Origin of the sequence: Klebsiella sp. CN_Kp113 (genome assembly GCF_040064585.1) — a bacterium.
Lineage (GTDB): Bacteria > Pseudomonadota > Gammaproteobacteria > Enterobacterales > Enterobacteriaceae > Klebsiella > Klebsiella michiganensis.
In genome coordinates, this window is sequence record NZ_JBEAID010000001.1 from 353,828 (window position 1) to 368,646 (window position 14,819).

The window sequence follows — 14,819 nt, forward strand, 5'->3', positions numbered from 1 at the left end:
ACTTTACTATACCTGTCCTGCACGGCGGTGTGAAAACAGCAACATACCATTTTCTGCACCATCTCTGCTTTTCGATGAATAGCCTCTATCGTTCTTGCATTTTGATAAAAAAATATTGTCGCGAGCGCGCTGGGAAAATAGCCATTAACCCCGCAAAATGTCAGAGCTTATTCTTATTTTTCCCTGGAGGGGAAATGTCCCGCGTATCGCAGGCAAGGAGCCTGGGTAAATATTTCCTGTTAGTCGATAACATGCTGGTCGTACTCGGCTTTTTCGTTGTGTTTCCGCTTATCTCCATTCGCTTTGTCGACCAGATGGGATGGGCTGCGCTGATGGTCGGGATTGCGCTCGGCCTGCGTCAGCTGGTGCAGCAAGGCTTAGGAATATTTGGCGGCGCCATTGCCGACCGTTTTGGCGCCAAACCGATGATCGTTACCGGTATGCTGATGCGCGCGGCCGGCTTCGCGGCGATGGCCGTTGCCCATGAACCCTGGGTGCTGTGGCTCTCCTGTATTCTTTCTGGCCTCGGCGGCACGCTATTCGATCCCCCGCGGGCGGCGCTGGTGGTCAAGCTGGTACGCCCGCACCAGCGCGGACGTTTCTTCTCTATCCTGATGATGCAGGACAGCGCAGGAGCGGTGATCGGCGCGCTGCTGGGCAGCTGGCTGCTGCAATATGATTTTCGCCTGGTGTGCAGCGCCGGAGCGGCGCTGTTTATCGCCTGCGCGGCATTCAACGCCTGGTATCTTCCCGCCTGGAAGCTGTCGACGGTCAAAACGCCGGTTCGTGAAGGACTGGGGCGCGTGTTGCGCGACAAACGCTTTGTCACCTATGTGCTGACGCTGACCGGGTATTATATGCTGGCGGTGCAGGTGATGCTGATGCTGCCGATTATGGTTAATGATATTGCGGGTTCTCCGGCGGCGGTCAAATGGATGTACGCCATTGAAGCCACCATTTCGCTAACGCTGCTGTATCCGATTGCCCGCTGGAGCGAAAAGCGTTTTCGCCTGGAGCAGCGCCTGATGGCCGGCCTGCTGATCATGACGCTCGCGATGATGCCAATTGGCCTGAGCAGCAATTTGCAGCAGCTGTTTACGCTGATCTGCGTATTTTATATGGGGTCAATCATCGCTGAACCCGCGCGTGAAACGCTGGGGGCGTCGCTGGCGGATGCGAGAGCGCGCGGCAGCTATATGGGCTTTAGCCGGTTAGGCCTGGCCTTCGGCGGCGCTTTCGGCTACGCAGGCGGCGGCTGGCTGTTCGATGCCGGTAAGGCCGTCGGTCAGCCTGAGCTGCCGTGGCTGATGCTGGGCATTATCGGCCTCGCGACGTTTATTGCGCTGTGGTGGCAGTTCAGTCCAAAACGTTCGGCCTCCGGAATGCTGGAGCCGCGAACCTGATTTGCCGGGCCTTCGTTTCTCCTCCATACTGAATTGAGGATGTTCAGCAACAATGGAGGAGAAACGTGAAGTTATATATCTACGATCACTGCCCGTTCTGCCTTAAAGCCCGCATGATTTTCGGCCTGAAAAATATCCCCGTCGAACTGATTGTGCTCCTGAACGATGATGAATTAACCCCCACCCGAATGATCGGCCAGAAAATGGCGCCAATCCTGCAAAAAGACGATAGCCGCTATATGCCGGAAAGCATGGATATCGTGCACTATGTCGATAAGCTGGACGGCAAACCGCTGCTTACCGGCCCGCGTAATCCGGCGGTGGAAACCTGGCTGCGGAAGGTCAACGGCTACGCGAACCGCCTGCTGATCCCCCGCTTTGCCAAATCCGCGTTTGATGAATTCGCCACGCCAGAGGCGCGCGCCTATTTTGTGAAAAAGAAAGAGGCGGCTATCGGCAGCTTTGCCGACCATCTCGCCCATTCCCCCGGTCTGGTGAAGAACATCAGCGACGATCTGCGGGCGCTGGATAAACTGATTGTCCAGCCAAACGCCGTCAACGGAGAACTCTCTGAAGATGATATTCAGCTCTTTCCTCTGCTGAGGAATCTGACGCTGGTTGCCGGCGTGAACTGGCCGAGTCGGGTGGCCGCCTATCGTGACAACATGGCCAAACAGACGCAGATCAACCTGCTTTCTTCAATGGCTATTTAACCTCAAGGCAGCGGATGGTTTGGCCCTTCGCTGCCGAACGCCTCTTTTTCAGTCTTTTCCGCTAGCACCTCCTGCGCTGGCGGGCCATGCTGCTTTGTGTCAGGATGAACCCATGGCATGACATTAAGGAATCCAATGAAAAAGATGTTTATCGCGGCCGCGCTTATCGTTAGCGGCCTGCTTAGCGCCTGTAATCAGCTCACGCAATATTCCGTGAGCGAGCAGGAAATCAATCAGGCGCTGCAGAAACGTAACCACTTCGCTAAGGATATTGGCCTGCCAGGCGTAGCGGATGCCCATATTGAACTGCAAAATCTTACCAGCGCTATTGGCCGTGAAGAACCAAACAAAGTCACGTTAAGCGGCGTGGCCAATTTAGATCTGAATTCACTTTTCGGGAACCAGAAAGCGACCATCGATCTGAAGCTCAAAGCGCTGCCGGCTTTCAATAAAGAAAAGGGGGCCATTTTCCTGCAGGAGATGGAAGTCGTCGATGCTAAAGTTCAGCCGGAAAAGCTCCAGTCTGTCGTACAGACGCTGATCCCTTACCTGAATCAGTCCCTGCGTAGCTACTTCAATCAGCAGCCTGCCTACGTCCTGCGCGAGGATGCCAGCACCGGTGAAGCGCTGGCGAAAAAGTATGCTAAAGGGATTGAAGTGAAGCCCGGCGAGATTATTATCCCGTTCACCAACTGATGGCTCGGGCGCTGAAGCGCCCGATTTTTTACGGAAGTTGATGCAAAGGAAAACGTTTACGCTTATCCTTAGTGCCCGGCAAAAACAGCCCTGATGACTGAACCTATTAGCCGGAGCCTTCCATGACAGCACAATCCCAGGTATTGAAAATCCGCCGCCCTGATGACTGGCATATCCATCTGCGCGATGACGATATGTTAAAAACCGTCGTGCCTTATACCAGTGAATTTTATGGCCGGGCAATCGTGATGCCAAACCTGGTACCGCCTGTCACTACCGTCGAAGCCGCCCTCGCCTATCGCCAGCGTATCGTTGATGCGATCCCTGCGGGCCATGATTTTACGCCGCTGATGACCTGCTATCTGACGGATACGCTCGACCGGGCTGAGCTGGAGCGCGGATTTAACGAAGGCGTATTCACTGCCGCCAAGCTCTATCCGGCCAACGCCACCACCAACTCCAGCCACGGCGTCACCAGTACGGATGCCATTATGCCGGTGCTGGAACGCATGGAAAAGCTGGGGATGCCTCTGCTGGTTCACGGTGAGGTCACCCATGCTGATATCGATATTTTTGACCGGGAAGCGCGCTTTATTGAAACGGTCATGGAGCCGCTGCGTCAGCGCCTGCCCGGCCTGAAGGTGGTCTTCGAACACATCACGACCAAAGATGCCGCTGAATACGTACGCGACGGTAACGAGCTGCTGGCGGCCACCATCACCCCGCAGCACCTGATGTTCAACCGTAACCATATGCTGGTTGGCGGCGTGCGTCCCCACCTTTATTGCCTGCCGATCCTGAAACGCAATATTCACCAGCAAGCGCTGCGCGAACTGGTTGCCAGCGGTTTTGACCGCGCTTTCCTCGGCACGGATTCCGCTCCCCATGCCCGCCATCGTAAGGAAGCCAGCTGCGGATGCGCAGGCTGTTTTAACGCGCCGACCGCGCTGGGCAGCTACGCCACGGTATTTGAGGAGATGAACGCCCTGCAACACTTTGAAGCCTTCTGTTCGCTTAACGGCCCCCGCTTCTATGGCCTGCCGGTCAATGAGGGCTACGTGGAGCTGGTGCGCGAAGAGAGCCAGGTGGTCGAGAGTATCGCCCTGCCAGGCGACGCGCTGGTGCCGTTCCTTGCCGGGGAAACCGTGCGCTGGACGATGAAAAAATAAATAGCCTGCCCCCTGTTGTAAATCTTCAGAGTGTACTGTATAAATAAACAGTACATTATCCAGGGGGCAATTATGCGTATTGAAGTCTCTATCGCCAAATCAACAGCCTTACCCAACGGCGCCTTAGATGCGCTGAACAATGAACTCTCGCGTCGTATCGAACAGCAGTTTCCCTCTACCTCAAGTCAGGTAACGGTTCGGTACGCGGCTAATAACAATCTGTCGGTTATCGGCGGCCTGAAAGAAGACAAAGACCGGATTAGCGAAATCCTGCAAGAAACCTGGGAAAGCGCTGACGACTGGTTTGTCCGCGACTAGTCAATTAAATTTGCTCCCTCATTGTGCAATTTTTTGCCGGGTCGCCCCGGCTTTTTTATTTTTTTCATAGTCAGACTCTCCCCTATTGCTTTTCCTTAGCACCTTCATAAATAACAATTAACCCTCCCTGATTTGCCTAAAAAATCAGCAAATGGGCGCGTATGTATCTCTATTTCATTTAATTTCTCGAGTTTATTCTTGACTACTGATATAATTAACTTGCTTCAAAAAACACGCATTAAACCTCGAGAACTGTTGTCTTTTAACATATGAATAAGGGGTTATGATGGAAAAGAATAATGAAGTCATCCAGACCCATCCCCTCGTCGGATGGGACATCAGCACCGTTGATAGTTACGATGCGCTGATGTTGCGCCTGCACTACCAAAACCCCGCTCAAGAAAGCAGTAGAGACGCAGAGATTGGCCAGACGCTATGGCTAACGACGGACGTCGCACGTCAGTTTATTTCGATTCTGGAAGCAGGTATTGCGAAGATTGAATCTGGCGAATACCAGGAAAATGAGTATCGAAGGCATTAAAATTTAGCGCTAATGTCAGAATATTCACTTAACAGGCACCCTCGGGTGCCTGAATTATTTTCGGGCTTGTATAACAGCAGGTTGTTAATTACCCTGCTAATAAAGCAATAACCTGGAACTCACCATGCAATACGATCTTATCATTATCGGTAGCGGCTCGGTCGGCGCTGCCGCAGGCTATTATGCGCGGCAGGCAGGGCTCAATGTACTGATGATTGATGCCCATCAGCCGCCGCATCAGGAAGGCAGCCATCACGGCAGCACCCGCCTCATTCGTCACGCCTACGGCGAAGGCGAAAGATATGTCCCCCTGGTACTGCGCGCGCAACAGCTATGGGATGAGTTTGCCGCCGCCAGCGGTGAAGCCGTCTTTGAACGTACAGGAGTGATTAACCTCGGGCCTGCCGGTTCCGACTTTCTGCGCAATGTTGCCAGCAGCGCGCGCGAGTTCCAGCTCAATATCGAAGAAATGGATGCGCAGACGGTGATGACTCGCTGGCCGGAAATTCGTATTCCTGATGATTATCGGGCGATATTTGAACCCGCATCCGGCATACTGCGCAGCGAACTGGCCGTTGAAAGCTGGATCCGTCTGGCACGCGAAGCGGGCGCCGCACAGCTCTTCAACTGCCCGGTGTCGGCCATTCACCACACGCCGAACGGCGTAACCGTCGATACGCTTGATGGTGAGTACAGCGGCAAAAAACTGCTGGTTAGCGCCGGTACCTGGGTTACCCGGCTGATGCCAGAACTCCCTGTCCAGCCGGTACGTAAAATTTTCGCCTGGTTTCAGGCGGATGGCCGCTACAGCAGCAAAAATAATTTCCCGGCGTTTACCGGTGAGTTAGCGAATGGCGATCAGTTTTACGGTTTCCCGGCAGAAGATAACGAATTGAAAATCGGCAAGCATAACGGCGGGCAGCCTATTTCCACGCCGGAAGAACGTAAGCCGTTTGGTGCCGTTGCAACGGACGGCTCTGAAGCTTTTAGCTTCTTGCGTAATGTGTTGCCCGGTATCGGCGGCTGCCTGCATGGCGCATCCTGTACCTATGACAACACCGCCGACGAGGACTTTATCATTGATACGCTGCCCGGCCAGCCGGATACGCTATTGATTACCGGCCTGAGCGGACACGGCTTTAAGTTCGCACCGGTACTCGGTGAACTGGCCACACGTTTCGCGCTTGAAGAACCCTTTGGGTTTGATCTATCCCCGTTTTCACTGGCGCGGTTTAAGAAATAATCGCCCGCCGTACAACCTGACAACCACGCTAAAGAAACGGCCTCGCTTGAGGCCGTGAATGATGAGAGAGATGATGCGTCGCCTGTTCGAATTACTGGTTAACAACGTCCGCGAACATTTTATGATTTATCTGGCGCTGTGGCTTCTGCTGGCGTTTATCGATCTTATCTGGCTATGGTTTTTCTGAAGGCTCAGGATCCGGGATCCCCAGCTTCGTATTCAACCGACCGCGAGATTTATTAAAGATCTTATTGCCATTCTCGCGGCCAGCGCGCAGTTTTCGCTGCTCCTCTTCCGGCAGCTTATGCTCTTCCATGCAGGCTTCGCTACAGCAGCCGGCGAATTTCTCCGCGCAGGCAGGACACTGAATAAACAGCAGGTGGCAACCATCGTTCAGGCAGTTGGTATGGCTGTCGCAGGGAGCGCCGCACTGATGGCAATGGGCGATAACATCATCTGAGATACGCTCTCCCATCCGCTCATCGAATACAAAGTTCTTACCGACAAAGCGAACCGGCAGCCCCTGTTCGCGCGCGCGTCGCGCGTATTCGATAATCCCGCCCTCAATATGCGAGACCTTAGTGAACCCATTGTGCTTCATCCACGCGCTGGCTTTTTCGCAGCGGATACCGCCGGTGCAGTACATCACGATATTTTTATCTTTATGTTCCTGCATCATCTCAACGGCCTTCGGCAGCTGGTCGCGAAACGTATCCGCCGGGATCTCCAGCGCGTTCTCGAAATGGCCGACCTCATATTCGTAATGGTTACGCATATCAATAAAGACCGCATCCGGGTCGTCCAGCATCGCGTTGACTTCCGCAGCCTTTAAATAATCGCCCACGTCCGATGCATCAAACGTCGGATCGTCAATCCCATCCGCGACGATCCGATCGCGTACCTTGAGACGCAGAACCCAGAAGGATTTACCGTCATCATCGAGGGCGATATTCAGGCGCAGGCCATTCAGGGCGGGATCAAAAGCGTATAAGAATTCGCGCAGCGCATCGACCCGGCTTTGCGGAACGCTAATTTGCGCGTTAATACCTTCGTGAGCCAGATAAATTCGGCCAAAAACGTTCAGCTTAGTCAACGCAATCCACAGCGCATCGCGCGTGGCTTTTGGGTCGATAATAGTGAAATATTTATAAAACGAGATCGTCGTGCGCGGCTCGGTCTCAGCCAACATTTGCGCCTTTAACGTCTCATTTGAAATGCGGTTATGTAACACTGGCATGGTGTACCTGCTCGGCATAGTCAATGAGTAAAATAAACGGCGGGCATCATATAGCAAACACGCTTAATTTACATCCCCACATTTTGCGCTACATTTTTCTCACCCATATTTGCTTGCGTTAACATTAAATGCCATCTGCGGCCGGTATTTTGGCTGAGGCATAAAAAAATGCGATAATAGAACACGTTGCTTAATTAAACAGGTATGAGATGACCCATTTACCTAAATTTTCCGCAGCGTTGCTGCACCCGCGTTACTGGTTGCTTTGGCTCGGGATCGGCCTGCTCTGGTTGGTTGTTCAGCTGCCTTATCCGCTGATTTATCGCCTCGGAACCGGTCTTGGCCGCCTCGCCATGCGGCTAATGAAGCGCCGGGCCAAAATAGCCAACCGGAATCTGGAGCTCTGTTTTCCCGATAAGAGCGAACAAGAGCGTCACCGCATGGTCGTGGCAAACTTTGAATCCGTTGGCATGGGGTTAATGGAAACCGGCATGGCCTGGTTCTGGCCGACGAAGCGTATTGCGCGCTGGACTGACTCCATCGGCGTCGAGCATATCCGTGATGTTCAGGCGCAAAAGCGCGGCATTTTGCTGATTGGCATTCATTTCCTCACGCTGGAGATGGGCGCGCGCATGTTCGGTATCAACGAGCCGGGCATTGGCGTTTATCGTCCAAACGATAACCCGGTTATCGACTGGCTGCAGACATGGGGACGCCTGCGCTCCAACAAAGACATGATCGATCGTAAGGATCTGAAAGGCATGATCCGCGCGCTGAAAAAGGGTGAAGTGATCTGGTATGCGCCGGATCACGACTATGGCCCGGCCGCCAGCGTATTTGTGCCGTTTTTCGCCGTTGACCAGGCCGCGACCACTTCGGGCACCTGGATGCTGGCAAAGATGTCTAAAGCCTGCGTTGTGCCGTTCGTGCCGCGCCGTAAACCGGACGGTAAAGGCTATGAGCTGATTATCCTGCCGCCGGAGTGCGATCCGCCGCTGGACGATGCGGAGACTACCGCCGTCTGGATGAACAAAGTGGTAGAGAAGTGCATATTGATGGCGCCGGAACAGTATATGTGGATGCATCGCCGCTTTAAAACGCGTCCTGAAGGCATTCCTTCTCGTTACTAGCGCCTCCCGGCGCGCGCTCGCGCAATGGCTCCGCATCTGAATCCGGATGCGGAGTAAGCCCCACCGTTCAGAGCCCTCCTTTAGCTTTAAAAGCTCTCCTCCATTGCGGCAACCATTTCTCAGGCGCATAATTAGCAGGCTCATATTTTCAATTATTTGACCTGCGCGGCAGGCCAGTGGAATCCTATGCCCTCTGCTGATACCCCCATTAACTGGAAACGTAATCTCACCGTCACCTGGCTCGGCTGCTTTTTAACCGGCGCCGCCTTTAGCCTGGTGATGCCGTTCCTCCCGCTCTACGTCGAACAACTCGGCGTAACCGGCCATAGCGCCCTCAATATGTGGTCAGGGCTGGTTTTCAGCATTACCTTTTTATTTTCCGCCGTGGCCTCCCCCTTCTGGGGCGGTCTCGCGGACCGCAAAGGGCGCAAAATTATGCTGCTGCGCTCGGCCCTCGGTATGGCAATCGTTATGCTGCTGATGGGCCTGGCGCAGAATATCTGGCAGTTTCTGATCCTGCGCGCGCTGTTAGGTCTGCTCGGCGGATTTATTCCTAACGCCAATGCGCTGATAGCGACGCAAATTCCCCGTCATAAGAGCGGCTGGGCGCTGGGGACTCTCTCTACCGGGGCGGTCAGCGGCGCGCTGCTGGGGCCGCTGGCCGGCGGTTTCCTGGCCGATCACTGGGGATTGCGTACCGTCTTCTTTATGACGGCAGGCGTGCTGTTTATTTGTTTCTTATTTACCCTTTTTCTCATCCGCGAAAATTTTGTCGCCGTCAGTAAAAAAGAGATGCTCAGCGCGAAAGACGTTTTCACGTCGCTTAAAAATCCGAAGCTGGTGCTGAGTCTGTTTGTGACATCGCTGATTATCCAGGTGGCTACCGGTTCTATCGCGCCGATTTTGACGCTTTACGTGCGCGATCTCGCCGGCAACGTCAGTAATATTGCGTTTATCAGCGGCATGATAGCTTCAGTCCCCGGTATTGCCGCCCTGCTTAGCGCCCCTCGCCTCGGTAAACTCGGCGACCGTATCGGTCCGGAAAAGATCCTGATCGTTGCGCTGGTGATTTCTGTCCTGCTCCTGATTCCCATGTCGTTTGTCCAGACGCCGCTGCAGCTGGGGATCCTGCGCTTCCTGTTAGGCGCCGCCGACGGCGCGCTGTTGCCGGCAGTGCAAACGCTGCTGGTGTACAACTCCACCAGCCAAATCTCGGGCAGAATATTCAGCTATAACCAGTCGTTCCGCGATATCGGCAACGTCACGGGCCCGCTCATCGGCGCATCGGTTTCCGCCAACTACGGCTTCCGGGCAGTCTTTTTAGTCACCGCCGGTGTGGTGCTGTTCAATGCGGTCTACTCGACCCTGACCCTCGGTCGCTCCCGCCGCCCCCGGGCAACGGACAATCCGGGTTCCGGCACGCATTCGGTAAATTAATGTCCGTGTGGCGTTCACCTCCTTGACGCATTGCCAACCGCCTTCTATAGATTGAATCGTGTTCATTTCTATTCATCTTAGGAGGTTAGCCATGCCAAAGGATTCGATGTTCTATGCCACGCTTGAAGAAGCAATCGATGCAGCCCGCGAGGAGTTTCTGGCTAATAATCCCGATAGCGACGAAGAGAGCGCCAGCATTGAGCAGCTAAATATCCAGAAGTACGTACTCCAGGACGGTGATATTGCCTGGCAGGCCGAATTTTTCGCCGACGAGGATGAACAGGGCGAATGTCTGCCGGTCCTCAGCGGTCAGGCTGCGCAGAGCGTCTTTGACGGCGATTATGATGAGATTGAGCTTCGCCAGGAGTGGCTGGAAGAAAACACGCTGCATGAATGGGATGAAGGCGAGTTTCAGCTTGAACCCTCTCTCGATACCGAGGAGGGCCAGGCTGCCGCCGATGAATGGGATGAACGCTAATTAGTTATAGGGGCCGTGGCTGGCGTCAAGCGGCAGCAGTAGCGTATCAAACACCAGCGAAAAGGGCAGATCGAGAATAGTGATATAGCGCCATGCTGAATCACGAACATCCCACTGAACGCCGGGATAGTACTGGTTTCCATGGCCCTGGCCAGGCACTGTGCGGCTGATAATACTCCCGCAGCCGCTGAGAAACAGCGTCATTGCGATAACCAGTAAAACTCTCATCAACAACCTCGATTTTCAGGTAAAAAAATACCGGCACCATTGCCGGTATTTTCCTTAACGTACGGCTTACTTCGTTTTTAACGCCAGCGGATTCAACGTCAGCTGCTGATAGGCGCCTACCCACGAAGAGTATTTCTCCGGCGCGGCCCACACGCGATAGTGCAAGCGTGACATCGTGACCGGGTCGCTCAGCAATACCAGACGACGATCGCGGTTTAGTTTATCCGGCGTCTCGTTCAGCGCCTGCTCAACGTGACGTTCGCGGGCGATATCCAGAATATGCCCGTGACGGTGGCGCGCGGTGGCCATCGCCGTTGCCAGCGCGTTAAACGACGGGTTAAATACCGCATGCATAAAGCCGTCGTCCAGCGAACGCTGACGGTTAAGCGTCAGGTAAGCGTCAGTATCTTTAAGCACCTGCGGCGGGGAGTACTCTTCCGGGATCAGGAACAGCTTCCAGCGTTTAGTGCGCAGGCCGATGGTGGCGCGGCTGGAAATAGCCGACACGAACGGCGACAGAATCAGCGACACCACAATCGGCGCCAGCCAGAACAGGAAGCGCAGATCCAGCCATGCCATGCCCACCGCCCAGACCAGACCCAACAGCATCTGCGAGCCGTGACGCATAAAGGCTTCGCCCCACGGGGTAGAGTCGTCATCACGCTGCGGCGAGTTCCACACCACTTCCCAGCCGAGGAACGCGCTGACCACAAACACGGTATGGAACAGCATACGCACCGGCGCCAGCAGCACCGAAAAGAGCACCTCCAGCAGCAGAGAAAGGGTCACGCGGATAAATCCGCCGTACTCTTTTGGCCCTTTACACCACACCAGGATAATACTCAGCAGCTTCGGCAGAAACAGCAGCACCATGGTGGAAGCAAACAGGGCAATGGCCAGCTCCGGACGCCACTGCGGCCAGACCGGGAACAGCTGCCGCGGCTGCAGAAAGTACTGCGGTTCGGTCAACGCATGCACCACCTGCAGGGCAGTTGAGAGCGCAAGGAACATAAACCACAGCGGCGCCGACAGGTATGACATCACGCCGGTCAGGAACACCGCACGGTGAACCGGGTGCATCCCTTTAACCAGGAACAGGCGGAAGTTCATCAGGTTCCCCTGACACCAGCGGCGATCGCGTTTCAGCTCGTCCAGCAGGTTCGGCGGCAGCTCTTCATAAGATCCGGGGAGATCGTAAGCAATCCAGACCCCCCATCCGGCGCGACGCATCAATGCGGCTTCGACGAAGTCGTGCGACAGAATGGAACCCGCGAAGTTACCCTCACCCGGCAGCGGCGCGAGGGCACAGTGCTCAATAAACGGTTTCACCCGGATAATGGCGTTGTGTCCCCAGTAGTGCGACTCACCCAGCTGCCAGAAGTGCAGCCCGGCGGTAAACAGCGGGCCGTAGACGCGGGTGGCAAATTGCTGACAGCGAGCATACAGCGTATCCATGCCCGACGCGCGAGGCGATGACTGGATGATACCGGCATTCGGGTTCGCTTCCATCAGGCGCACCAGGCCGCTCAGGCACTCACCGCTCATGACGGAGTCGGCATCCAGCACCACCATGTAACTATACTGGCTACCCCAACGGCGGCAGAAATCATCAATGTTACCGCTTTTGCGCTTCACGCGGCGGCGGCGGCGGCGATAGAAGATCTGCCCTTCGCCCTGCACTTCGGCAATGAGCTCCATCCACGCCTTTTGCTCTGCCACGCAGATATCCGGGTTGTAGCTATCGCTCAGGATATAGACATCAAAGTGCTCGGCGTTGCCGCTGGCCTTTACCGACTCCCAGGTCGCACGCAGGCCGGCGAATACGCGGTCAACGTCTTCGTTGCAGATCGGCATGATCAGCGCCGTGCGATGCTCCGGGTTCAACGGCTCATTCCCGACGGTCGAGGCTGAGATACTGTACTTATCACGCCCGATGAGCAGCTGCAGGAAGCCCATCAGCGCGGTCCAGAATCCCGCTGAGACCCAGCAAAAAAGCACGGCGAACAGGATCAGGATCCCCGACTGCAGCACATAGGGCAGCAGCTGCATAAAGGAGATCCACAGGTTCTGCCCCACCATATCCGCCGGGTTAATCAGCGCCCAGCCCTGGTAGGGCAAAATGGTTTTCATATACCACGTCGCCACCACGGTCTGCGCCAGCGTCAGCAGCAGAAGAATGTAGCGGCGGATAGAGCCGACGGTACGCCATTTCTGCTCGCTCTCCTGCTCTTCCTGGCTGAGGCGAGAAAGATAGCGCGGCGTCACGTCGCGTCCGCGCAGCCGATCCCAGAAGCGCCCGACCGGGTTAGTCCGCCAGGGGTCCGGAAACATGGAGGAGCGTTTTGCTTTCGGCATGGCGTTGAGCTGAGTGCGCCCTTCGTCATCGTTAACCAGCTGGTTACCGGCCAGTGAATCTGGCCAGCTGTGCTCCAGCCGCGATTTTACCGACCCCAGCGGGGAGTCGTCTTCACGGTGGTAAACGTGATGTTCAGCGTCCAGTGCTTTATGTACGGCCTGCAGACTTGCGTCAGGTAACGCGCGTTTTTCTGCATCCGACAGCGGCAATGCGTCGATGTACTTCGTTATCTTATTCATTGGCAGGCAGCTGATAGCTCCAGGTTTCGCTCAGCGTCTGGTCGGTATTGACCAGGGCTGCGCGCATATCCGTGGTTTTCTTAGGATCTTTCACTTTGACGCGCAGGATCATACGCCAGCCTTTCGTTACTGGGTTGTAGCGCACGGTATTTTCGACGATTTCAGCGTTATCGCCGATGCTGGCCTGGGCAGTTACTGGCGTATCTGCGGGCAGCTTTTTCATCTCGGCGCCGGTGAAATCGACAATAAAGGCAATGGTGCCATCAGGCTGGCGGATCAGATTCGATTGCTTGACGTCGCCGGTAGAACGGCGGGTCTGCATAACGTAAGCGTTATCCGGCGCATGCAGTTTGTCTTCGTCACGGCTGAAAGTGATGGTGTATTTGAAGTTCATCTCTTTGCCGGGTTCCGGCAGCTGATCCGGCGTCCAGTAGGTGACGATGTTATCGTTGGTTTCATCGTTGGTTGGGATCTCGACCAGTTCGATTTTCCCTTTGCCCCAATCACCTTTCGGCGTAATCCACGCGCTTGGGCGCAGCTCGTAGCGGTCGTCGAGGTCTTCAAAACGCGAGAACTGACGGCCGCGCTGCAGCAGGCCAAACCCCTGCGGGTTTTCCATTGCGTAGCTGCTGACGGCCAGGTGTTTCGGGTTATTGAGCGGACGCCAGATCCACTCACCGTTACCGGCAAGAATGGACAGCCCGTTGGAGTCGTGCAGCGCCGGGCGGTAGTTGGTGGTCGGAGACGGCTGATGCGGCCCGAACAGGAACATGCTGGTTAACGGCGCCACGCCCAGTTTACCGACTTTGTCACGCAGATAGACCTTAGACTGCACGTCCACCACGGTATCGCGACCGGGCATGATCACAAAGCGATAGGCGCCGGTTGCGCGCGGGGAATCAAGCAGCGCATAAATCGTCAGGCGTTTATCGGTGGCTTTAGGGCGCTCAATCCAGAACTCACGGAAGCGCGGGAACTCTTCTCCGGACGGCAGCGCGGTATCGATAGCCAGTCCGCGGGCAGAAAGCCCATATACCTGGCCCTGACCGAGCACGCGGAAATAGCTGGCTCCGAGCATGCTGACGATCTCATCGTTCTTGTCTTTGCTGTTGATCGGATACAGAACCTTAAAGCCCGCAAAACCGAGGTCTTTAACCGTGTCTTTATCGTGCTGAACGTTGCCAAAATTAAAATAGTCCGGGCTATATTTAATTTTACGTACGCTGGTTGCCGTCACTTCATTAATGGTGACCGGCGTATCGAAATACATTCCCTGGTGATAAAACTCGAGCTTGAACGGGCTTTTCAGATTATTCCAATAGGCTTTGTCGTGATTAAACTGAATTTGCTGATAGTCCGCATACTTCATGTCGCGGAAGGCAGAGGGCAGGTTACTTTTAGGCGCTTCAAAGCCTTTGCCGGCTAACGTTTGTGCCTCTTTTGCGACGTCATCAATGCTGAATGCCCATGCAGATGAAGTACACAGGGACAACATTACGGCTGCGCTTAACCAACGCATTTTCATCATCTGTGGTTTATGTTTCATATAAGTAAGCACTTCCCCCTTTGTGTGCTTAAATCGATCCGATCTATTTTAATGGAAACTCAGGCATTCCGACAACATAATCCCT

Annotated in this window: 15 protein-coding genes; 11 read left to right on the forward strand and 4 right to left on the reverse strand. The window is 54.9% G+C overall.

What is annotated here, in order from left to right; translation table 11 throughout:
* Positions 1-194: 194 nt before the first annotated feature.
* The 8 genes from mdtH (at position 195) to ABLV30_RS01975 (ending at position 6,270) form a co-directional block, all read left to right on the forward strand.
* Positions 195-1,403 (forward strand): multidrug efflux MFS transporter MdtH, encoded by a 1,209-nt coding sequence (gene mdtH, locus ABLV30_RS01940; RefSeq protein ID WP_004849878.1) that lies wholly within the window; start codon positions 195-197, stop codon positions 1,401-1,403.
* A gap of 65 nt (positions 1,404-1,468) precedes the next feature.
* On the forward strand, positions 1,469-2,116 hold the full coding sequence (grxB, locus tag ABLV30_RS01945; protein ID WP_004849875.1) for a glutaredoxin 2: 648 nt from the start codon (positions 1,469-1,471) through the stop codon (positions 2,114-2,116).
* Positions 2,117-2,251: 135 nt separating this feature from the next.
* Complete coding sequence (locus ABLV30_RS01950; RefSeq protein ID WP_004849873.1) at positions 2,252-2,812, forward strand: lipoprotein; 561 nt, start codon at positions 2,252-2,254, stop codon at positions 2,810-2,812.
* 122 nt (positions 2,813-2,934) lie between these two features.
* Complete coding sequence (gene pyrC, locus ABLV30_RS01955) at positions 2,935-3,981, forward strand: dihydroorotase (protein WP_102802836.1); 1,047 nt, start codon at positions 2,935-2,937, stop codon at positions 3,979-3,981.
* A 72-nt stretch (positions 3,982-4,053) separates the two neighbouring features.
* Complete coding sequence (gene dinI / locus ABLV30_RS01960) at positions 4,054-4,299, forward strand: DNA damage-inducible protein I (RefSeq protein WP_004101040.1); 246 nt, start codon at positions 4,054-4,056, stop codon at positions 4,297-4,299.
* Positions 4,300-4,585: 286 nt separating this feature from the next.
* Entirely contained in the window at positions 4,586-4,840 is a 255-nt protein-coding gene (gene bssS / locus ABLV30_RS01965; protein ID WP_004101039.1) for a biofilm formation regulator BssS, read from the forward strand.
* Positions 4,841-4,964: 124 nt separating this feature from the next.
* Positions 4,965-6,083, forward strand: coding sequence for an N-methyl-L-tryptophan oxidase (gene solA, locus ABLV30_RS01970; RefSeq protein ID WP_025106904.1), 1,119 nt, complete (start codon positions 4,965-4,967; stop codon positions 6,081-6,083).
* A gap of 73 nt (positions 6,084-6,156) precedes the next feature.
* Positions 6,157-6,270, forward strand: coding sequence for a YceO family protein (locus tag ABLV30_RS01975; protein ID WP_004101037.1), 114 nt, complete (start codon positions 6,157-6,159; stop codon positions 6,268-6,270).
* Here the strand turns inward: ABLV30_RS01975 and ABLV30_RS01980 are convergent.
* Positions 6,256-7,320 carry a rhodanese-related sulfurtransferase gene (locus ABLV30_RS01980; protein WP_004849866.1) on the reverse strand — a complete coding sequence of 355 codons (1,065 nt, stop codon included), beginning with the start codon at positions 7,318-7,320 and terminating at the stop codon, positions 6,256-6,258. The two genes, ABLV30_RS01975 and ABLV30_RS01980, sit on opposite strands and share 15 nt — an antisense overlap.
* Positions 7,321-7,529: 209 nt before the next feature.
* Between ABLV30_RS01980 and ABLV30_RS01985 the strand changes: the two genes are divergently transcribed.
* From ABLV30_RS01985 to ABLV30_RS01995, 3 genes are all read left to right on the forward strand, one after another.
* On the forward strand, positions 7,530-8,450 hold the full coding sequence (locus ABLV30_RS01985; protein WP_047724098.1) for a Kdo(2)-lipid IV(A) acyltransferase: 921 nt from the start codon (positions 7,530-7,532) through the stop codon (positions 8,448-8,450).
* A 186-nt stretch (positions 8,451-8,636) separates the two neighbouring features.
* The gene (mdtG, locus tag ABLV30_RS01990) at positions 8,637-9,887 is read left to right on the forward strand and encodes a multidrug efflux MFS transporter MdtG (RefSeq protein ID WP_014228827.1); all 1,251 of its coding nucleotides are present in this window, start codon (positions 8,637-8,639) and stop codon (positions 9,885-9,887) included.
* Between the two features lie 91 nt (positions 9,888-9,978).
* Complete coding sequence (locus ABLV30_RS01995; RefSeq protein ID WP_004137236.1) at positions 9,979-10,365, forward strand: MysB family protein; 387 nt, start codon at positions 9,979-9,981, stop codon at positions 10,363-10,365.
* Here ABLV30_RS01995 and ABLV30_RS02000 read toward each other — a convergent pair whose 3' ends face one another.
* From ABLV30_RS02000 to mdoG, 3 genes are all read right to left on the reverse strand, one after another.
* Positions 10,366-10,593: a YceK/YidQ family lipoprotein gene (locus ABLV30_RS02000; RefSeq protein ID WP_004849859.1), complete on the reverse strand. Its 228-nt coding sequence runs from the start codon at positions 10,591-10,593 to the stop codon at positions 10,366-10,368.
* Positions 10,594-10,659: 66 nt separating this feature from the next.
* A complete protein-coding gene (mdoH, locus tag ABLV30_RS02005) occupies positions 10,660-13,188 on the reverse strand; it encodes a glucans biosynthesis glucosyltransferase MdoH (protein WP_265802100.1) in 2,529 nt (842 codons plus the stop codon).
* Positions 13,181-14,734, reverse strand: a complete 1,554-nt coding sequence (gene mdoG, locus ABLV30_RS02010) for a glucans biosynthesis protein MdoG (RefSeq protein WP_348865507.1) — start codon at positions 14,732-14,734, stop codon at positions 13,181-13,183. The genes mdoH and mdoG overlap by 8 nt, the downstream gene beginning before the upstream one ends.
* Positions 14,735-14,819 lie beyond the last annotated feature (85 nt).

Bases quoted from the DNA above. Each gene is read 5' to 3' on its own strand.
- bssS (WP_004101039.1), top strand. From the start codon at position 4,586: ATGGAAAAGAATAATGAAGTCATCCAGACCCATCCCCTCGTCGGATGG.
- ABLV30_RS01980 (WP_004849866.1), bottom strand. From the start codon at position 7,320: ATGCCAGTGTTACATAACCGCATTTCAAATGAGACGTTAAAGGCGCAA.
- solA (WP_025106904.1), top strand. From the start codon at position 4,965: ATGCAATACGATCTTATCATTATCGGTAGCGGCTCGGTCGGCGCTGCC.
- pyrC (WP_102802836.1), top strand. From the start codon at position 2,935: ATGACAGCACAATCCCAGGTATTGAAAATCCGCCGCCCTGATGACTGG.
- ABLV30_RS01950 (WP_004849873.1), top strand. From the start codon at position 2,252: ATGAAAAAGATGTTTATCGCGGCCGCGCTTATCGTTAGCGGCCTGCTT.
- ABLV30_RS01995 (WP_004137236.1), top strand. From the start codon at position 9,979: ATGCCAAAGGATTCGATGTTCTATGCCACGCTTGAAGAAGCAATCGAT.
- mdoH (WP_265802100.1), bottom strand. From the start codon at position 13,188: ATGAATAAGATAACGAAGTACATCGACGCATTGCCGCTGTCGGATGCA.
- dinI (WP_004101040.1), top strand. From the start codon at position 4,054: ATGCGTATTGAAGTCTCTATCGCCAAATCAACAGCCTTACCCAACGGC.
- ABLV30_RS02000 (WP_004849859.1), bottom strand. From the start codon at position 10,593: ATGAGAGTTTTACTGGTTATCGCAATGACGCTGTTTCTCAGCGGCTGC.
- ABLV30_RS01985 (WP_047724098.1), top strand. From the start codon at position 7,530: ATGACCCATTTACCTAAATTTTCCGCAGCGTTGCTGCACCCGCGTTAC.
- ABLV30_RS01975 (WP_004101037.1), top strand. From the start codon at position 6,157: ATGCGTCGCCTGTTCGAATTACTGGTTAACAACGTCCGCGAACATTTT.
- mdtH (WP_004849878.1), top strand. From the start codon at position 195: ATGTCCCGCGTATCGCAGGCAAGGAGCCTGGGTAAATATTTCCTGTTA.
- mdoG (WP_348865507.1), bottom strand. From the start codon at position 14,734: ATGAAACATAAACCACAGATGATGAAAATGCGTTGGTTAAGCGCAGCC.
- mdtG (WP_014228827.1), top strand. From the start codon at position 8,637: ATGCCCTCTGCTGATACCCCCATTAACTGGAAACGTAATCTCACCGTC.